Genomic DNA, 19173 nt, shown 5'->3' with positions numbered 1-19173 from the left:
GGAACATGGCACCTGACTCGCGGCGTAGCGAGCTCCACACAGAACCGCGACGAAAGGCCCCCGATGACCTCTGCCGAGCCGATGCCTCAGTGGCCGGGGGCGGCCTACCCGCTCGGCGCCACCTATGACGGCTCAGGCACCAACTTCGCGCTGTTCAGCGAGGTCGCCGACGGTGTCGAGCTGTGCCTGTTCGACGCCGCCGGCGTCGAAACGCGGCTGCCCCTGACCGAGGTCGACGGCTTCGTCTGGCACGCCTTCCTGCCCGGCGTCGAGCCAGGCCAGCGGTACGGGTTCCGCGTCTACGGCCCGCACGACCCCAAGGCCGGCCACCGCTGCAACCCGTCGAAACTGCTGCTCGACCCGTACGCGAAGGCCATGGACGGCACCTTCGGGTGGCACCAGGCGCTGTTCGGCTACGACTTCGGCGACCCCGACAGCCGCAACGACGACGACTCCGCGCCGCACATGCCGAAGTCGGTGGTGATCAACCCGTTCTTCGACTGGGGCAACGATCGCTCGCCGCGCCGCGAGTACGCCGAGTCCGTCATCTACGAGGCGCACGTCAAGGGCCTGACGAAGACCCACCCGGACATCCCGGAGGAGATCCGCGGCACCTACGCGGCCATCGCGCACCCCGTCATCCTCCAGCACCTGACGTCGCTGGGCGTCACCGCGCTCGAGCTGATGCCGGTACACCACTTCGCCAACGACGCCACGCTCATCGACAAGGGCCTGTCGAACTACTGGGGCTACAACTCCGTCGGATTCTTCGCGCCCGACCCCAAGTACAGCTCGGCCGCGACACCCGGCGCACAGGTCGGCGAGTTCAAGGCCATGGTGCGGGCACTGCACGAGGCCGGCATCGAGGTGATCCTCGACGTCGTCTACAACCACACCGCCGAGGGCAACCACCTCGGCCCGACGCTGTCGTTCCGCGGCATCGACAACGCCGCCTACTACCGGCTGGTCGACGACGACAAGCGCTACTACCTCGACTACACCGGCACCGGGAACTCGCTGAACGTCGGCCATCCGCACTCGCTGCAGCTGATCATGGACTCGCTGCGGTACTGGATCACCGAGATGCACGTCGACGGCTTCCGCTTCGACCTCGCCTCGGCCCTGGCCCGCGAGTTCTACGACGTCGACCGGCTGTCGGCGTTCTTCGACCTCGTGCAGCAGGACCCGACGGTGAGCCAGGTGAAGCTGATCGCCGAGCCGTGGGACCTCGGCCCCGGCGGCTACCAGGTGGGCAACTTCCCGCCGCAGTGGTCGGAGTGGAACGGCAAGTACCGCGACACCGTCCGCGACCTCTGGCGCGGCGAGCCGGCCACGCTGGGCGAGTTCGCGTCGCGCATCACCGGCTCGGCCGACCTCTACGAGCAGTCCACCCGCCGCCCGGGCGCGTCGATCAACTTCGTCACCGCACACGACGGCTTCACCCTGCGCGACCTCGTCTCGTACAACGAGAAGCACAACGAGGCCAACCTCGAGGACAACAAGGACGGCGAGAGCCACAACCGGTCGTGGAACTGCGGCGTCGAGGGCCTGACGGATGACCCGCAGGTCAACGCGACCCGGGCCCGCCAGCAGCGCAACTTCCTCGCGACGCTGCTGCTGTCGCAGGGCGTGCCGATGATCAGCCACGGCGACGAGCTGGGCCGCACCCAGGACGGCAACAACAACGCGTTCTGCCAGGACAACGACCTCGCCTGGGTCGACTGGGAGGACGCCGACCGCGCGCTGCAGGAGTTCACCAAGCGGGTGACGGCGCTGCGTGCGGCGCACCCGGTGTTCCGGCGGCGCCGGTTCTTCAACGGCCTGCCGGTGCGGCGGCCGGGCGCCGAGGGGCTGCCCGACATCGACTGGCTGCGTCCCGACGGCAGCCCGATGACGGAGGCCGACTGGGACTCCGGGTTCGGCCGGGCCATCGCGGTGTTCCTCAACGGCAACGGCATCGCTGAGGTCGACGGCCGCGGGCGGCGGGTCGTCGACGACTCGTTCCTGCTCTGCTTCAACGCCCACCACGAGCCACTGGAGTTCACCCTGCCGGGTGCGGAGTTCGGCGCCGCCTGGGACACCGTCATCGACACCGCCGACGACGACGCCGGCGACCGTGGCGGCCCGCGGGCGGCGGGCGCGGTCGTCACCGTACAGGCGCGGTCGCTGCTGGTCCTGCAGACGCCGCGGGACAGCACGCCGTGACGCCCGCGGCGCCGTCGTCGACCTACCGGCTGCAGCTGAGCGCTGCCTTCCCGCTGGCGGCGGCCGCTGAGCTGACGGCGTACCTGCGCGACCTCGGCGCCGGCGCCGTCTACCTGTCGCCGGTGCTGCGGGCCTCCGCCGGGTCGACCCACGGCTACGACGTCGTCGACCCGACCCGGATGGACGACGAGCGCGGCGGCGAGGCGGGCTGGCAGGCGCTGGTCGAGGCGGCCCGGGCGCACGGGCTGCGCATCGTCGTCGACCTCGTCCCGAACCACCAGGGCGTCGCCGACCCGGAGCAGAACCCGGCCTGGCAGGACCTGCTGCGGCACGGCCCCGCGTCGAAGTACGCCGGCTGGTTCGACGTCGACTGGCCGGCCGGGCGGCTGCTGCTGCCGGTGCTGGGCCCGCCGGACACGATCGAGCTGGACGGCGACGCGCTGGTCGCCGGCGGTCTGCGGTACCCGCTGGCGCCGGACACCGAACCGCGGCCGGGCGACACCGCCGCCGACGTGCACGACCGCCAGTTCTACGAGCTGGCCGACGCGCGACGGGGCGAGACCGACCTCGCGTACCGGCGATTCTTCGCCGTGTCGTCGCTGGCCGGGGTGCGGGTCGAGGACCCGGAGGTCGCGGCGGCGACGCACGAGCGCATCCTCCGCTGGGTCGACGACGACGGCGTCGACGGCCTGCGGGTCGACCACCCGGACGGGCTGGCCGACCCCGTCGGCTACCTGCGCCGGCTGCGGTCGCAGGCGCCGGACGCCTGGATCCTGGCCGAGAAGATCCTGGAGCCCGGCGAGGAGCTGCCCGACTGGCCGGTCGACGGCACCACCGGGTACGACGCGCTCGCCGAGGTGGGCCCGCTGTTCGTCGACCCGGCGGCGGAACCGGCGCTGGACCGGCTCTACCGGTCGGTCACCGGCGACGAGCTCGACTGGCCCACGCATGCGCTGATCGGGAAGCGGGCGGTCGCCACCACGATCCTGCGCTCGGAGTTCCACCGGCTGGCCCGGCTGGCGCCGTCGGTCCCGCAGGCGTTCGCCGCGCTGACCGAGCTGGCGGTGTCGTTCCCGGTCTACCGCTCGTACCTGCCGTCGTCGGGCGCCGAACACCTCGACGCGGCGTTCGCGGCGGCGCGGCGCCGGCGGCCGGCGCTTGAGGCGGCGTTCGACGCGCTGGCGCCCCGGCTGACCGATCCGTCCGACGAGCTGTGCGTCCGGTTCCAGCAGACCACGGGCGCCGTCACGGCCAAGGGCGTCGAGGACACCGCCGCCTACCGCTACGCCCGGTTCGTCGCACTCAACGAGGTCGGCGGCGACCCGGCCCGGTTCGGCCTCGGCCTGGACGACTTCCACGCCGCCCAGGAGGCACGGGTGCGGCGGGCGCCGCGCTCGATGACCACGCTGTCCACGCACGACACCAAGCGCGGCGAGGACGTCCGCGCGCGGCTGGCGGTGCTGGCCGAGGTCCCGGAGGAGTGGGGCCGGCTGGTCCGGCTGCTGGCCGCCGAGGCGCCCCTGCCCGACGCCGCCGCCGGCTACCTGCTCTGGCAGACGGTCGCCGGCATCGGCCTGGACCAGCGCGACCGCCTGCACACGTACGCGACAAAGGCGCTGCGCGAGGCCGGCACGGTCACGACCTGGGCCGACCCCGACGAGGAGGTCGAGGCGGCCGTCCACGCCGCCCTCGACGCGCTGGCCGACCGGCCCGAGCTGCGGGCGGCCGTCGACGGGTTCGTCGACCTCATCCGGCCGCACGGCTGGAGCAACGCGCTCGGCCAGAAGCTCGTGCAGCTCACCATGCCCGGCGTGCCCGACGTCTATCAGGGCACCGAGGGCTGGGACGACTCGCTGGTCGACCCCGACAACCGGCGCCCGGTCGACTTCGCGCGGCTGCGGGCGCTACTGACGCAGGCCGACGCCGCCGACGCGCGGCCGCCGGTGGACGCGTCCGGCGCCGCCAAGGTGTGGGTCCTCTCGCAGGCGTTGCGGCTGCGGCGCGACCGGCCGGACCTGTTCACGGCGTACCGGCGGGTCCCGGTGCACGGCCCGGCGTCCGACCACGCCGTCGTGTTCGACCGCGGCGGCGCCGTCACCGTCGCGACGCGACTGCCCGTCGGGCTGGCCGCCCGCGGCGGCTGGGCGGACACCGTCGCCGAACTGCCGGACGGTCTCGTCGACGTGCTCACCGGCCGGCCGGTCGGCGGCGGCCCCGTCCGGCTGGCCGACCTACTCGGCCACTATCCCGTCGCGCTGCTCGCCCCACCGGCATGACGACCTTCCTGGTCTGGGCCCCGGCCGCCCGCCGCGTGCAGCTGCGGGCCGGCCGGCGCACGGCGACGGCGGTGCGGGCTCCGGGCGGCTGGTGGACGGCGCACGCTCCGGCCGCGCCCGGCACCGACTACGGCTGGCAGCTGGACGACTCCCCCGAGGTGCTGCCCGACCCGCGCGCGGCCTGGCTGCCGCTCGGCGTCAACGGCCGGGCCCGGGTGTACGACCACGCGGCGTTCCGCTGGACCGACCGCGGCTGGGCCGGTCGTCCGCTGGCCGGCGCCGTCCTCTACGAGCTGCACATCGGCACGTTCAGCCCCGAGGGCACCTTCGACGGCGCCGTCGGGCGGCTGGACCACCTGGTCGCGCTGGGCGTGACGCACGTCGAGGTGCTGCCGGTCAACGCGCTGGGCGGCGACTGGAACTGGGGCTACGACGGCGTCGGCTGGTACGCCGTGCACGAGCCGCTGGGCGGGCCGGACGGTTTCAAGCGGTTCGTCGACGCCTGCCACGCGCGCGGGCTGGCGGTCGTGCTGGACGTCGTCTACAACCACGTCGGCCCGAGCGGCAACCACCTGCCCCGGTTCGGGCCGTACCTCAAGGCCGACGCCGGCACCGCCTGGGGCGACGTCGTCAATCTTGGCGAGCCGGCCGTGCGCCGGTTCGTCGTCGACAACGCGCTGATGTGGCTGCGCGACTACCACCTCGACGGGCTGCGGCTGGACGCCGTGCACGCGCTGGCCGACCCGCTGGCCGGGCACGGACACCCGCACCTGCTGGCCGAGCTGTCCGCGGCGGTGGAGAAGCTGGCCGGCGAGCTGGGCCGGCCGCTGCCGCTGATCGCGGAGTCCGACCTCAACGACCCGATCATGATCGAGCCGCGCACGGCCGGCGGCTACGGCCTCGACGCGCAGTGGGACGACGACGTCCACCATGCGCTGCACGCGCTGCTCACCGGCGAGGGGCAGGGCTACTACGCCGACTTCGGGTCGCTGACGGTGCTGGCCAAGGTCGTGCGCGACGCGTTCCTGCACGACGGCCGGTTCTCCTCGTTCCGCGGCCGCCCGCACGGACATCCGGTCGACCGCGCCCGCACGTCCGGCCACCGGTTCGTCGTCTGCCTGCAGAACCACGACCAGGTCGGCAACCGGGCCGCGGGCGAGCGGCTGACCGAGCTGGCCTCCCCCGCGCGGCTGCGCCTCGGTGTCGTGCTGCTGCTGTCGCTGCCGTTCACGCCGATGCTCTGGATGGGCGAGGAGTGGGCGGCGGCGACCCGCTGGCCGTACTTCACCTCGCACCCCGACCCCGTGCTGGCGGCCGCGATCGGGCCGGGCCGGCTGGAGGAGTTCCGCCGGCACGGCTGGGACACCTCGGCGATGATCGACCCGCAGGACCCGGCCGCGTTCCGCACGGCGCGGCTGGACTGGACCGAGCCGGCCCGCCCCGGGCATGCGGAGATGCTGGACCTCTACCGGCGGATGATCGCGCTGCGGGCGGCCGAGCCCGAGCTGCGCGACGGCGACCTCACCGCCGTCGCGTCCGGGTTCGACGAGGACGCCGGCTGGTTCGTGCTGCACCGCGGCGCGCTGCGCGTGGTCGTCAACCTCGCCGCCGAGCCGCGCCGGGTCCCGCTGTCCGGCACTGCCGGCGACGTGCTGCTGGCGACCGGCCCGCTGACGCCCGCTGCCGACGGCGCCACGGTCGAGCTGGGCGCCGAGTCGGCCGCCGTCCTCAGGACGCGCTCAGCCACTCCCTAGCCACTCCCGCAGCGTGACGGCGTCGCGGACCAGCGCCTCAGGGTCATCGTCGGGGACGAACTCCAGCAGCGCGTAGCGCTCGGCGTCGTCGCGCTCGCGCAGGGCGCCGAGCACCGGCGCCCACAAAGGCGCGCCCTCGGCCAGCGGCAGCCGGGCGCCGTCGGCGGTCCAGGTGAACACGTGCACCGTGACCAGCCCCGGCAGCAGCGCCGTCGCCTCGTCCAGCGCCTCCGCCGGGCCGAGGCCGAGCCGCGGCTGCCAGTATGGGCGCAGCCCCGGGTGGTCCACGGCGGCGTTGAGGCCGAGCGCGGACTCCAGCGTGTCGGTGAGCGTGCCCGGGTGGTGCTCGACGGCGATCTCGACGCCGTCGCGGGCCGCCAGCTCGCTGATCCGGCGCAAATCGGCGGTGACGCGGTCGCGCCGCTCCGGCGTCGCGTCGGCCGAGCCCGCCGACCCGGCCCAGACGCGGATCCGCGGCGCGCCCAGCGCGACCGCCGTCCGCAGCACGTCGTCGAAGTCGCCGGGGTCGTGGTCGCCGGCCCGGTAGTACGAGCCGTACGCGACGACCTTGACGCCCTGGTCGGCGGACGCCTTCGCGGTCCGCGTCGCCGCCGCGACGTCGCCGGCCGGGACGTGGACGTCACCGCCCCACTCGACCGCGCCCAGCTCCGCGCGGCGCATGACGCCTAGCACCTCGTCGACCCCCAGCTGCCGGAAGGTGATCGACACCAGCCCGGTCCGCACGCTCATGCCTGCATCGCCAGGTCGGCCCGCCGCACCTCGTGCCGCAGCGGTTCCCCCGCCGCGAACCGGGCCAGCTCGTCCAGCGCCAGCGCCGCCAGCCGGCGGCACTCGGTGCCCATGGCGCCGGCGATATGCGGCGTCAGCACGACGTTGGGCAGCCGGTACAGCGGCGAGTCCGGCCGCAGCGGCTCGGGCTCGGTGACGTCGAGGACGGCGCTCAGCCGGCCCCGCTCGCACTCGGCCGTCAGCGCGGCGTGGTCGACCAGCGCGCCGCGAGCCGTGTTGATCAGCGTCGCACCGTCCCTCATCAGCGCACATCGACGCGCGTCGATGAGGTGGCGGGTCTCCGGCAGCGACGGCGCGTGCAGCGTGACGACGTCGCTGCGGCCCAGCAGATCGTTCAGCTCGACCGGCTCCGCGCCGGCGGCCGCGACCGCCACTGGGTCGGCGTACGGGTCGGCCACCAGCACCGTCAGGTCGAACGGCCGGAGCAGCTCGACGACCCGGCGGCCGATGCGGGAGAAGCCCACGACGCCGACGACCCGCCGGTAGTTCGACGCGGCTCCGACGGTGTCGCGCCAGTTCCAGTCGCCGGGGTGCGCGCGGTACCCGGCGGCGAACTCGGCGACGCGTTTCCCGGCGGCCAGGATCGCGGCCAGCGTGTACTCGGCCACCGGGACCGCGTTCGCGGCGGCGGCCGTCGCCACCGTCAGTCCGCGCTCCCAGCAGGCGTCGGTGACGTGGTGCTTGACCGAGCCGGCGGCGTGCAGGACGGCCCGCAGCCGCGGCGCGTCGGCCAGCACGTCCGCGTCGAGCGGCGGGCAGCCCCACGACGTCACCAGCACATCTGCCCGGCCGAGCGCCGCCCGGACCACCGGGCCGTCGAGCGACGCGACCGGGTCGGGCAGGACGACATCGGCCAGCGCCTCGAGCCGCTCACGCAGCTCGTCGTCGAACAGATCGCGGTACGCGGTGTCGGACATGACCAGCATGGCGCTGGGCCGCTCGGACGTCATGCGGACAGGGTAAGCGCTTTCTTGACACCACCTCCAATTGGATGAATCATCCATATTGCAACGGTTCAAGTTGTGATCTCGATCGAGAACCCGTTCGATGCCGCACGGAGGAGAGCCGAGATGACCCGTCAGCACGTCCTGCGCCGCCTCACGGCCGTCGGCGCCATCGCCGTCGTCGCCGCGGCACCGGCGCTCGTCCCCGCCGCCACCACCGCCACCGCCACCACCGCCGACGAGACGGCGCCGCTGGCCACCGTCACCTTCGCCGTCACCGGCCCGAAGGAGACCGTCTTCAACTACGGCGACGATGCGTGCGCCACCCTCGACCTGCCCGACGCCGCGGCGCGGGCGTTCCGCGACTCGTCCGGCGAGGTGCACCTCATCGCCACCCACTACCAGCACTGGGCCTCGATCGGCTCGTCGCTGAACAACGTCGGCCGCGACTGCGCCAACATGATCTACGCGGCCGGCGCCAACCCCCTGCCCGAGACGTTCGACAACCGCGGCTGGCTGGAGTCCTTCTACACGCTGGACGGCGACACGATCCACGGGCTGGTCGCGATGGACTACCACCCGGATCACTACGCCGGTCTGGACTGCTCGGTCCAGGATCAGTGCTGGTACGGCACGACCGTCCAGGCCACGTCCACCGACGGCGGCTACTCGTTCACGTCGCCGGCGACCGGCACGCCGCGGTTCGTCGCCGGACCCGACGTGCCGTTCGACGCGAACAGCCCGGACCGCGTCGGAACCTTCGTGCCGTCCAACATCGTCGAAGGGCCCGGTGCCGACCCGTATCTCTACGCGACGCTGTCCTACGACCGGCCCGGCAGCGAGGGCCACTGCCTGATCCGGACGCTGCCGCAGAACCTCGGCAACCCGGCGTCGTGGCGGGCCTGGGACGGCACCGGGTTCGGTGTCCAGTTCAAGAGCCCGTACGCCGCCGGTACCCAGCCCGGCGACAACGACTGCGCGCCGGTCGCGTCCTCGCTCGGCTGGCCGATCCGCAGCCTGATCAGGATGGAGGGTCAGGATCTCTACCTCGCGATCACGCACGGCACGGCCATCGTCGGCGGGGTGACGAAGCCGGTCGTCCGCGCCTCGACCTCGACCGACCTGCGCACGTGGACGACGCCGCAGACGGTCATGGAACTGCCACGCTACGGCCAGTTCGGCGAGAGCTGCACACCCGAACTGGAGGGCCAGGAGCGCTACCAGTATCCGTCGCTGCTGGACCCGGAGAGCACGTCGATCAACTTCAACAGCACGGGCTCGACCGCCTACGTCTACGCGACGGCGATCCGGTACTGCGAGGGCCTGGACCGCGATCTTGTCCGCTGGCCTATCAGCATCACCGTCAGCTGACCACCCGGAAGGTCAGGTGGGTGACGCCGGGTGCCTCGACCACGCCGACCCGCTCCAGCGACCGTGCGGCCGGCAGCGCGTGGAAGTACGGGGTGCCGCCGCCGAGCAGGACCGGCACCTGGTGCAGCGTGATCTCGTCGAGCAGCCCCGCCTCCAGCGCGGCCGCTGTCACGCCGGTGCCCATGAGGCCGATGTCGCGGTCGCCCGCCAGCTCCGCTGCGCGGGCGATCGCCTCCTCGATCCCGTGGGCGACGGTCTGGTGTTCGGACGCCTCGGGCACCGGGCGGTGGGTGAGCACGACCAGCGGAGCGGACGGGTGCGGGCTGCCGCCGCCGAAGCCGCTGGAGTGGTCGTAGGTCGTGCGGCCGCAGATCACCGCGCCGAGCCGCCCGGCGAGCGCGTCGAAGAACCGCTGGCTCGGCTCGGACAGCCGGAACCCCTCGAAGACCTGGCTGGGCACGTCGCCGTCGAAGTACCAGTCGAACAGCCGCTGCCCGCCGCGGCCGAGGGCCTGGTCCGGGCTCGGGTCCGGGCCGGTGACGTAGCCGTCGACGGACACGGCCAGGCCGCTGACGACGCTCATCCGATCACCACCACCCGGACCTGCTCGGGCTCGATGGCGTAGACGACCCGGTCGACGCGCGGGGCGTACGGCATGCCGATGTACGCGTCGGACATCCGGTCGATGATCTCCCACGCCGGGTCGCCCTCGATCTTCTCCACCATCCGGCCGCTGACCAGCACGGACGTGAGCTCGTTGGCGCGGTCGGTCACCGAGATCGCGACCCGCGGGTCGTTCTCGAGGTTGCGCGCCTTGCGGGTGTTCTCCGAGGTCAGGATCGTGACGCGGTCGCCGTCCAGCCCGACCCACATGGGCACGGAGTGCGGGGCGCCGTCAGGCAGCAGGGTCGCGACGTGTGCGGGGTGGCCGCCGCTCAGGAGCCGGCGGGCCTCGTCGGTGAGTTCGCTCATGAGGCGAGGCTAGGAGCGCCGCGGGCGGCGTTCTTGAACGAACCGGCCAGCTCCGCCTCGCGCAGCAGCGGCCGGAACGACGCGGAGTGGTCGTGTCCGCACGCGCACGTCTCCTCGACGCCGCGCAGGAAGACCCGCGGCGTCACGCCGGTCAGCCGGACGCACTCGCGGGTCAGGTGCGCCTGGTCGGCGTAGCCCGCGTCGACGGCGAGCCGGGCCAGGCCGTCGCCGGACGGGTCGGCGCCCGACGCCACCGCCTGCGTCATCGCGAGGAAGCCCTGGAAGCGCAGGACGCGCTGCAGCGCCTTCGGCCCGATGCCGACGCCGGCCAGGCAGTGCCGCCGGAAGCCGCGCTCGGACACGAACAGGTCGGCCCCGACGGCGCGCACCTCGGCCGCGTGCCACGGCAGCAGGCGGCGGGCCGCCTCGGCGAGCAGCGGCTCGGGCGCCGTCGCCCCGGTCCGTGCCGCGGCGGCCGCCACCAGCGCCTCCAGCGCGCCGACGGCGGCCTCGTCCGTCGTCGCGGCGGCCACCCGCTCGCCGGCCGCCACCGACATCGTCGTCCCCCACACCTCACCGGCGTCGATCACTTGACCGGTGAGGTCGGCGACCGGCCGGGCCAGGATCGCGGCCAGCGCGCCGGGCCGCAGGCGCAGCCCGACGACGGTGGTGCCGGGCGGCAGCAGTTCGACGTGCGGCCCGGTGAGCGTGCCCGCCAGCCTGGGGACGTCGCCTACCCGGCAGCGCAGCTCGACGCCGCCGGTCGGCAGGTGCCGCTGCGCATAGGCCGGCTCCCCCGCCGGGATGCGCTGCACCCACGTCGTGGCGACGAGGGCGGCCAGCCGCGCCGCCGGGGGCCGCTCGCGGTACGTCTGACCGGCCACGACTGCGAGTGTGCCAGGTCCGCCACCGTCCCGGAAGATTCAAGCGCCGGAGCATGGACATGGAACGCTCTGCCAGGCCATCATCGGCCAGCACCGTTCGACGTTCACGAGCCGCGCGACGTCAAATGGCAGATCGTTCCATGCTGTGACCGCATCTGGAGGCGCAGATGAGCTGGTTCCGCCGCACACCCGGGTCGTCGAACGGCCGCTGGGGCCTCGGGGCGCTCGCCCTGGCCCTGCTGGCCGTCGGGATCGTCATCGGATCGGCGCTCACCCCCGGCTCCTCCGGGCCCGCGTCGGCCGCGCCGCCGCCGCTGATCGACGGGGCGCCGGGCGACGAGCCGTCCTTGTCGGCCGGCGCCATGTGGTACCCGTGGGCCCCGGGCCCCGGCGAGCTCGGGGCCAACCCGCAGGCGTTCTCGATCGACCACGTCGTGGACGGCCGGACGGTCAAGAAGGTCGTCGCCTCGTGGAACCGTAACGAGGACAGCCCGAACGCCCCGCTGGTGAACACCCGCGCGGTCGGCGAGGAAAACGGCCAGGTCTTCGTGCCGTACGACGCGCTGCCGCAGGAGTACACCATGGCAGCGACGACCCGACTGCGCGACGGGACGGTGCTGACCAGCAACTTCGTGCCCAGGTCGCTCACGCCGTCGACGCCGAACCGCTTCGGCATCATGATGGCCAGCTCGACCGACCTGGCCGGCTCGTGGACCACCTGGACCGCGCCGCTGGTCGAGAACAAGTGGCGGTTGAACTGGTACCGCGTCCACCGCGACCTCATCGAGCTGGCCGACGGCACCATCCTCATGGGCGCCTACGGCCAGGGGAACATCGGCGGCGTCACCAAGGAGTACAGCCTCGTTTTTGAGTCCAGCGACGGCGGGCAGACGTTCCGGCAACGCTCGGCGGTGAACGCGGGATCGCAGTACGGCACCAACGAGCTGGGCCTTAGCCGCACCAGCGACGGCCGGCTCATCGCCGTCATGCGCGGCGCCGAGTCCGTGCCCCGGCCGCCGGCCATGCCGCTCACCGTCACCTTCTCCGACGACGACGGCCTGACCTGGGAGCCGCTGCAGCCGTACGTGCCGCCGGAGGGCTTCCCGAACAACGGCATCATGCCGAAGCTGGTGCTGCAGGCGAACGGGCAGCTGCTCATGACGTACGGCCGCCCGGACAACAACGTGGTGGTCTCGCGCGACGGCACCGGGCAGACCTGGGACGCGGGCGAGATGATCTACTCCCGCCACCCCGGTGACGACCCGCTGCGCCGCTGGCAGGGCAGCAGCGGCAACATGGATCTGGTCGCGCTGAACAACGCCTCGTCGCTGGCGTTCGGCGACACCTGCCACAACATCTGGTTCTGCCGCGAGTACGGCCACGACAACAAGGTCTGGACCCGGAAGGTCGACGCCATCGCGCCGGGCGTCGGCAAGCTCGACCTGGCCACCAAGGTCGAGGCCGGCACCGCGGTGCTCACGGGTGCGGTCGTCCCCGCCGACGCCCGGTTCGCCGAGCAGCGCATCGAGGGCGCCGTCGACGGCAGCTCCGAGTACCGCTCGGCCGCCCGGCTGACCGACGCGCAGACGCTGACCGTCGAGCTGGACCGGGTCTACACGCTGGAGCGCATCGGCCTGATGCTGGCCCGCGGCGAGGAGAACAGCGCCCGCGTCCAGGTCTCCGAGGACGGCCGGCGCTGGAGCCGTCCCGTCCTCGACACCGGCGCCCGCACCGACTACGCCATGACCTACACCGACCTCGAGCCCGTGCGGGCGCGGTATGTCCGGATCAACCGCGGCTCCGGCGGCGCGCCCCTCACCGCCGTCACCGAGCTGGAGCTGTACGCCGCCGACCTGCTGACCTTCGAGAACGACGCCGTCAGCGAGGTACCCCGGACACTGACCGACACCCGCTACGCGTTCGTCGTCAACACGATCGTCGACAGCTACGACCACTCCGCCACCCATATGGCGCTGGTCGACGCGGACATGGGCGCCCGCGCGGGTGCGACGTTCCCGGCGCCGCGCCCGGCGGCCAGCCAGCACGTCTCGTTCGGGTTCGAGGGCTACGGGTACGGCAGCGGCGCGCTCTGGGACGTCCTGGGCACGAACGCCGACGGCGAGGAGGTCGCGGCGTTCCGGCTGCACTTCGCGCCGGACTGGACGGCGAACAAGATGAAGCTCCGCGCGTGGGACGGCGACTCGTGGGTCGACGTCGGCTCCGCCGGCCCGGTGCCCGCGAACAGGACCTGGATGACCGTCACCATCGACAGCACCGGCGCGGAGACGACGGTGAGCCTCAACGGGACCGTCATGGGCACCACGTCGCTCGCGCTGGCCGACGTCGAGGAGTTCACCGGGTTCCGCGCCGAGACCGGCCTGGCCCCTGAGGACGTCGGCAACATGGAGCACGCCTACGACGATGTCCTGATCACGCCGTTGGACTGATGCGTTGACCTTGCCCTGGACATTGACCTGGGGGCAGGGCCCAGCGTTCCTGACGTGGAGGACGCGCGGCGGCTGTCCATCGGGCAGGTGGCTCGGCTGGCCGGGGTGACGCGCCTGCGCGGGATCCTCCACACCATCGACCACGCGCTGGCCTGGAGACGATCCCGTCCGCCGGGTGAGCGGCTCATACCCGGCGGACGACGTGCAGCAGGTACTCGTCGCGGTGGAGCGGGTCGTGGTCGGTGCGCGGACGGTCCGGCGGCGGGCCCGCGACCGGCTGGTACCGGTCGAACCGGGTCTCCAGGACGCCCTCGCCGCGGGTCAGCGCCGGTAGCTGCTGCTGCAGCTCGTGCGCGTGCGCCGCCGGGAGGTCACCCTCGAGGACGTACGCGCCGGCGGCGGCCGGCGACGGCGAGGGCGTGCCAGGTACCGCCCGCAGCCGGGCCAGCGCCGGGAGCACCTGCCCGAGCGTGTCGGCCGGCAGCTCCAGCTCGAACCGGTGGATCGGCTCGTGCACCCGGGTGCCCGCCCTGGTCAGCGCCGTCATCAGCACGAGCGGCGTCAGCAGCCGGAAGTCGCCGGCCGTGCTGGACATGCTCTTGTCGAACGTACCGTGCGCGTGGCTCTGCCGCGGGTAGTACTGCGACCACGTCAGCGTCACCCGGCAGTCCGGCACGTCCCACCCGGCCAGCCCCTGGTGCAGGGTCTCGCGCACCGTCTCCTCGATGGCCCGGAGGAACGCCGGCGGCAGCGACCCCAGCTCGATGGCCAGCCTGAACGTGACGCCCGACCTCACCGGCGCCGGCTCGACCCGGAGCCCGACCCCGGCGAGGAACGGGTTGGTGTCGTCCGTGATCAGCTCGATCGCCTCGCCGCTGCCGAGGAGGCGCTCGACGCAGATGGTGGTGGACTCGCGGAAGTCGACGTCGATGCCGTACTCGCTGGCCAGCGTCGCCTGGACGACCTCCTTCTGCACCTCGCCGTAGAGCGACACCGACACCTCCTGCCGCAGGTCGTCCTGACGCAGGTCGATCAGCGGATCCTGCTCGGCCAGCTGGGCCAGTGCCGCGTGCAGCGCGCCCCTCTCCCGAACGTGCCGCGGGACGACGACTGTCTCGAGAGTGGGCGGGGCGAAGTGGTGCGCCGCGGCGTCGCCGTTCGTGCCGGCCGTCGCTCCGATGGTGTCGCCGATGCGGACCGCGCCCAGCCCCCAGACCTTGGCGATCCGCCCAGCCGTCACCTCCGGCCCGGGCCGCGCGCCGCCGCCGTCGAAGACGCTGAGCGCGGTGACCTTCCCAGCCACCAGCCGGTCGCGCGTCCGCAGCGTGCCGGCAACCATGCGGACGTAGGCGATCTTCTCCCCCGCCGGGCCGCGCTCGACCTTGAAGACGGTGCCCGACGGCGGCCCCTCCGCGCCGCCGTCGCCGTCGTCGCTTGTCGAGGGCAGCAGCGACACGATGCCCGCCGTCAGCTCCTCCACACCCGCGCCGGTGATGGCCGAGCCCGCGAAGACCGGGTGCACGTCGGCCCGCCGCGACTGCCGGGCCAGCGACCGCAGCAACCGCCGGTGCGACACGCCCGCCGGGTCGTCCACGTAGTCGGCGAGCAGCGCGTCGTCGCCGTCGGCCAGGACGTCCACCAGCCGGGCGCCGAACCCGTCGTCGGCGGCGGTGAACGGGCGGAACGCGGCGTCCTTGCCGCCCGGCCGCACGGCCGCGCCCAGCGGGACGATCCGCGGGGTCAGCCGCACCCGGAGCTGCCCGACGACGGCGTCCAGGTCGGCGCCGGCGCGGTCCAGCTTGTTGACGAAGATCAGCGTCGGGATGCGAAGGCGCCGCAGCGTGCGCATCAGCACCCGCGTCTGCGCCTGCACGCCCTCGACCGCCGACACCACCAGCACGGCGCCGTCGAGCACGCTGAGCACCCGCTCGACCTCGGCGATGAAGTCGGGGTGGCCGGGGGTGTCGATGAGGTTGACGGCCGTGTCGCCGACAGTGAAGGCGACGACGGCGGACTTGATGGTGATGCCGCGCTGACGTTCGAGCGCGAGCGAGTCGGTCTGTGTGCTCCCGGCGTCGACGCTGCCTATCTCGTCGATGACCCCGGCCGCGTACAGCAGCCGCTCGGTCAGACTCGTCTTACCGGCGTCGACATGCGCGAGGATTCCCAAGTTGAGCGTACGCAATGAGCTTCGAGTCCTCTGCTCGGACGAATGGAGTCGCTGGGGTGGACCCGAAAGCTCGGCGCATGGCGCTCTCCTCTCTCGCTGGAAGGTGGGTTCAGTCGAGCAGATCCGGCCGCGGAGGGCAACCGATTTTCGCCGAGTTGATCTTGTCGGTGGGTCCGGCTAGCATCAGTTCTATGTTCGAAGAAGCCACTCACACTGCGTTGTCGCTCGGGTCCGACCCGGCGACGGCGGATCATGTGGTGTGGCATCCGGACTGGAACGAGTGGGTCCCGCTGGAGGCGTCCGACCGTCCGGCCGGGGCCCTCCCGCCCGCCCTGGAGCGCGTGCCGCCGGGGTCCGCGCTGGCCGCCATGCTGGACAGGTTCCAGCCCGACACCGCTGACGGCTGGGACCTCATCGAGGCGGCCGCGGCCTGGGGCCGGCTCGAGGCCTGGGTGGCGGCGAACAAGGCCCTCGTGCTCGCGCGGCTGACCGCGCGGCCGGAGTTGCAGCCCGACGAGACCGGGCACCCGTCGGCCAACCCCGTCACCAACACCGCCCTGGATGTCGCCGGACGGTGCCAGGTGACCGCCCGGCAGGCCGAGCACCAGGTCGGGCACTCGCTCCAGCTGGTCGAGGACTTCCCCGACACCCACGCCGCACTGGCGGCGGGACTGATCGACCTACGCCGCGCCCGGGTCATCACCGACGAACTCGGCGGCCAGGAACCGGCCGTCCGGGCGCGGGTCGAGGCGGCCGTGCTGCCCAAGGCACCCACGATGGACGCCGTCGCGCTGCGCAAGCTGATCAAACGGCTGCTGCAGGAACTGGCACCCGTCGAGGCCGCAGAACGCAACCAGCGCGCCCGCGACAACCGCTACGTCGCCATCACCCCGGCATCGGACGGCATGGCCTTCCTCGAAGCACTGATGCCCGCCGAAGACCTCACCGCGCTCAACACCGCCCTGAACGTCGCCGCCGCCGACGCCAAGCGCGCCGACGCCGCCGCCGGACTGCCCGCCCGTACCAAAGACCACCGCCGCGCCGACACCCTCGCCGACCTCGGCTGGACCGCACTCGCCGCCTGCGCCGACGGCAGCACGGCGGTCGCCGATCAGGGTGGGCGACACACGGGTGCGGCCGCGCACGCGAGCCCGGGGACAAACGCCCCCGCCAAGGCCACGACGGGCGCGTCCAGGTACCCCGGCCCCGGCACGACCGCCGCCGCCGGCCACGCCGCCACCACGCACGCCGGCGCCGGCCCGATCAGGGATGCCGCGCACGCCGACCCACCCAGGCACGCCGGCCCCGGCACGACCGCCCCCGGCAACGCCGCCACCGCGTACGCCGACGCCAGTGCGACCAGCGACGCCGCGCACGCCGGCGCGCCCACGGCGCCACGGGAGGTGGGCGCGAAGGGCGTAGCTGTCCCCCGCGTCAGCGGAACCACGCCGCATCCCGCCGCCGGCGCACCCGGCGACCCGAGCAGCGCCACCTCAGGCGCTCCTCCGCACGCCCGGCCGGCCGACAACCCAGCGGACGGGCCGCCCGGTCGCAGCGGCTCAGCCGGCGAGCGCCCACCCGCGCGACCCGACGGCCGGACCGGCGACTCCGACTCCGGCGACTCCGGCTCCGGCGGCCCCGACTCCGGCGGCCCCGACTCCGGCGGCTCCGGGTCGCGGGGAGCTACTGCCGGCAGCGGCCCGCGGCGGCGGCCGGTGAGCGTGCACGTGACCATCCCGTTCACGTCGCTGGCCGGGCTGACCGACGAGCCGGGCGAGCTGGAGGGGTACGGGCCGATCCCCGCGCACGTCGCCCGGAAGCTGGCGGCCGAGGGCGTCTGGACGTGGCTGCGCACCGATCCCGCCACCGGGCGGCTGCTCGATCACGGGCGCAAGCGCTACCGGCCGACGAAGGCGCTAGCCGACTTCGTCACCGCGCGCGACCGGTCCTGCCGCGCGCCCGGCTGTCACTTGCCGGCCCGGTCCTGCGACGTCGACCACGTCGTGCCGTTCGCCGCCGGCGGGCGGACCGATCGGGCGAACTGCCACACCCTGTGCGCACTCCATCATCGCCTCAAACACCACGGCCGTTGGGACGTCGAACGCGAGCCCGACGGGACGACCCGATGGCGCAGTCCGACCGGGCACCGATATGTCCGCGAGCCCGACCCGTGTCACGGTTCGAGGTGGGACAGTGTCGAGGACACCGGATGACCGTATTCGGGCCTACGGTGCTGACATGCACCAGCGACTCGACGGGCGGCGGCTGAACCGCGCGACGCTCGCACGGCAGCACCTGCTCGGCCGCGTCGACCGGCCGGCGCTGGACGTGGTCCGCGATCTGGTGGGGCTGCAGGGCCAGGACCCGGACCCGCCGTACGTCATGCTGTGGAACCGCATCGACGGCTTCACGGTCGCGCGGCTGACGGCGCTGCAGCTGGACCGCAGCGTCGTCCGCGCGACGCTGTTCCGCGGCACGCTGCACCTCGTCGCCACCGACGACTACCTGTGGCTGCGCCCACTGCTGCAACCGATGCTCGAGCGCTGGCAGCGCGGCGCCTGGGGCAAGGCCCTCGACGGCGTCGATGTGGAGGAGCTGGCCAAGGCTGCGGAGGACCTCCTCGACGACGGCCGGCTCACGCGCCCGCGGCTCAGCCGGGCCCTCGCCGCCCGCTGGCCGGAGCACAACCCGACGGCGCTGGCCCGCTCCGTGCAGGGGCTGCTGCCGGTCGTGCACCCGCCGCCGGACGGGCTGTGGCACCGGCACGGCCCGGCACACATCGCGCTGGCCAGCAACTGGCTCGGCCGCCCGCTCTCCCCCGGCGTCCCGCCGAGCACGCTGATCCGCCGCTACCTCGCCGCCTTCGGACCGGCCACCGTCAAGGACGTCCAGGCGTGGAGCGGGCTGACCCGGCTGCGCGAGGTCGTCGAGACGATGCGCCCGGACCTGGTCACGTTCACCGGCGAGCAGGGCGAGGAGCTGTTCGACCTCCCCGACGCGCCCCGGCCCGATCCTGACACGCCCGCGCCGGTCCGGCTGCTCGCCCTGGCCGACAACGTCGTCCTCGCCTACGCCGACCGCACCCGCCTCGTCCGGCCGGACGCCGCCGCGCGCATCGGCTGGGAGCCGGCCGTCCTGGTCGACGGCGAGGTCGCCGGCTTCTGGACCATGGCGCACGACGACGACGGCGCCACCCTGACGGCCGAGCTGCTCCGCCCGCTCACCGGCGACCAGGAGGCCGAGCTGGAGGGCGAGGCGGCCCGGCTGCTGGCGTTCGCCGCGCCCGACGCCGAGCGGCGCGACGTCCACCTGCGCGTGCCGGCCGGACGGGTCTAGCGCA

At 73.6% G+C, this 19173-nt stretch carries 13 protein-coding genes; 7 read left to right on the top strand and 6 right to left on the bottom strand.

Translation table 11 applies throughout. From position 1 onward, the window contains the following. Positions 1–63: 63 nt before the first annotated feature. From glgX to treZ, 3 genes are read left to right on the top strand one after another with little or no spacing between them, the layout of a single operon-like run. On the top strand, positions 64–2205 hold the full coding sequence (glgX, locus tag BLV05_RS20265) for a glycogen debranching protein GlgX (RefSeq protein WP_046769240.1): 2142 nt from the start codon (positions 64–66) through the stop codon (positions 2203–2205). Then, positions 2202–4481 carry a malto-oligosyltrehalose synthase gene (gene treY, locus BLV05_RS20260; protein ID WP_046769239.1) on the top strand — a complete coding sequence of 760 codons (2280 nt, stop codon included), beginning with the start codon at positions 2202–2204 and terminating at the stop codon, positions 4479–4481. Before glgX ends, treY begins: the two co-directional genes overlap by 4 nt. Then, entirely contained in the window at positions 4478–6235 is a 1758-nt protein-coding gene (treZ, locus tag BLV05_RS20255) for a malto-oligosyltrehalose trehalohydrolase (protein ID WP_046769238.1), read from the top strand. The genes treY and treZ overlap by 4 nt, the downstream gene beginning before the upstream one ends. Here treZ and BLV05_RS20250 read toward each other — a convergent pair. Together BLV05_RS20250 and BLV05_RS20245 are read right to left on the bottom strand one after the other, a co-directional pair. Further along, on the bottom strand, positions 6221–6985 hold the full coding sequence (locus tag BLV05_RS20250) for a sugar phosphate isomerase/epimerase family protein (RefSeq protein WP_046769237.1): 765 nt from the start codon (positions 6983–6985) through the stop codon (positions 6221–6223). The two genes, treZ and BLV05_RS20250, sit on opposite strands and share 15 nt — an antisense overlap. After that, complete coding sequence (locus tag BLV05_RS20245; protein WP_046769236.1) at positions 6982–7995, bottom strand: hydroxyacid dehydrogenase; 1014 nt, start codon at positions 7993–7995, stop codon at positions 6982–6984. Before BLV05_RS20245 ends, BLV05_RS20250 begins: the two co-directional genes overlap by 4 nt. A 120-nt stretch (positions 7996–8115) precedes the next feature. Between BLV05_RS20245 and BLV05_RS20240 the strand changes: the two genes are divergently transcribed. After that, positions 8116–9360, top strand: coding sequence for a hypothetical protein (locus BLV05_RS20240; RefSeq protein ID WP_046769235.1), 1245 nt, complete (start codon positions 8116–8118; stop codon positions 9358–9360). Here the strand turns inward: BLV05_RS20240 and BLV05_RS20235 are convergent. From BLV05_RS20235 to BLV05_RS20225, 3 genes are read right to left on the bottom strand one after another with little or no spacing between them, the layout of a single operon-like run. Beyond that, positions 9353–9943: a dihydrofolate reductase family protein gene (locus tag BLV05_RS20235; RefSeq protein WP_046769234.1), complete on the bottom strand. Its 591-nt coding sequence runs from the start codon at positions 9941–9943 to the stop codon at positions 9353–9355. The genes BLV05_RS20240 and BLV05_RS20235 overlap by 8 nt on opposite strands. Further along, the gene (locus BLV05_RS20230) at positions 9940–10332 is read right to left on the bottom strand and encodes a TIGR03618 family F420-dependent PPOX class oxidoreductase (RefSeq protein ID WP_046769233.1); all 393 of its coding nucleotides are present in this window, start codon (positions 10330–10332) and stop codon (positions 9940–9942) included. Before BLV05_RS20230 ends, BLV05_RS20235 begins: the two co-directional genes overlap by 4 nt. Continuing rightward, a complete protein-coding gene (locus tag BLV05_RS20225; RefSeq protein WP_046769232.1) occupies positions 10329–11216 on the bottom strand; it encodes a helix-turn-helix domain-containing protein in 888 nt (295 codons plus the stop codon). Before BLV05_RS20225 ends, BLV05_RS20230 begins: the two co-directional genes overlap by 4 nt. 167 nt (positions 11217–11383) lie before the next feature. Between BLV05_RS20225 and BLV05_RS20220 the strand changes: the two genes are divergently transcribed. Continuing rightward, on the top strand, positions 11384–13663 hold the full coding sequence (locus BLV05_RS20220; RefSeq protein WP_046769231.1) for an exo-alpha-sialidase: 2280 nt from the start codon (positions 11384–11386) through the stop codon (positions 13661–13663). A gap of 184 nt (positions 13664–13847) precedes the next feature. Here BLV05_RS20220 and BLV05_RS20215 read toward each other — a convergent pair whose 3' ends face one another. Beyond that, positions 13848–15848 (bottom strand): elongation factor G, encoded by a 2001-nt coding sequence (locus BLV05_RS20215; RefSeq protein ID WP_046769230.1) that lies wholly within the window; start codon positions 15846–15848, stop codon positions 13848–13850. A 176-nt stretch (positions 15849–16024) separates the two neighbouring features. On the opposite strand from BLV05_RS20215, the gene BLV05_RS20210 reads away from it, so the two are divergent. Beyond that, positions 16025–18046, top strand: coding sequence for an HNH endonuclease signature motif containing protein (locus tag BLV05_RS20210; protein WP_172860676.1), 2022 nt, complete (start codon positions 16025–16027; stop codon positions 18044–18046). A 25-nt stretch (positions 18047–18071) separates the two neighbouring features. Next, positions 18072–19169 carry a winged helix DNA-binding domain-containing protein gene (locus BLV05_RS20205; RefSeq protein ID WP_046769228.1) on the top strand — a complete coding sequence of 366 codons (1098 nt, stop codon included), beginning with the start codon at positions 18072–18074 and terminating at the stop codon, positions 19167–19169. Positions 19170–19173 lie beyond the last annotated feature (4 nt).

Source organism: Jiangella alkaliphila (genome assembly GCF_900105925.1).
GTDB lineage: Bacteria > Actinomycetota > Actinomycetes > Jiangellales > Jiangellaceae > Jiangella > Jiangella alkaliphila.
This window is presented reverse-complemented; position numbering and strand designations above follow the sequence as displayed.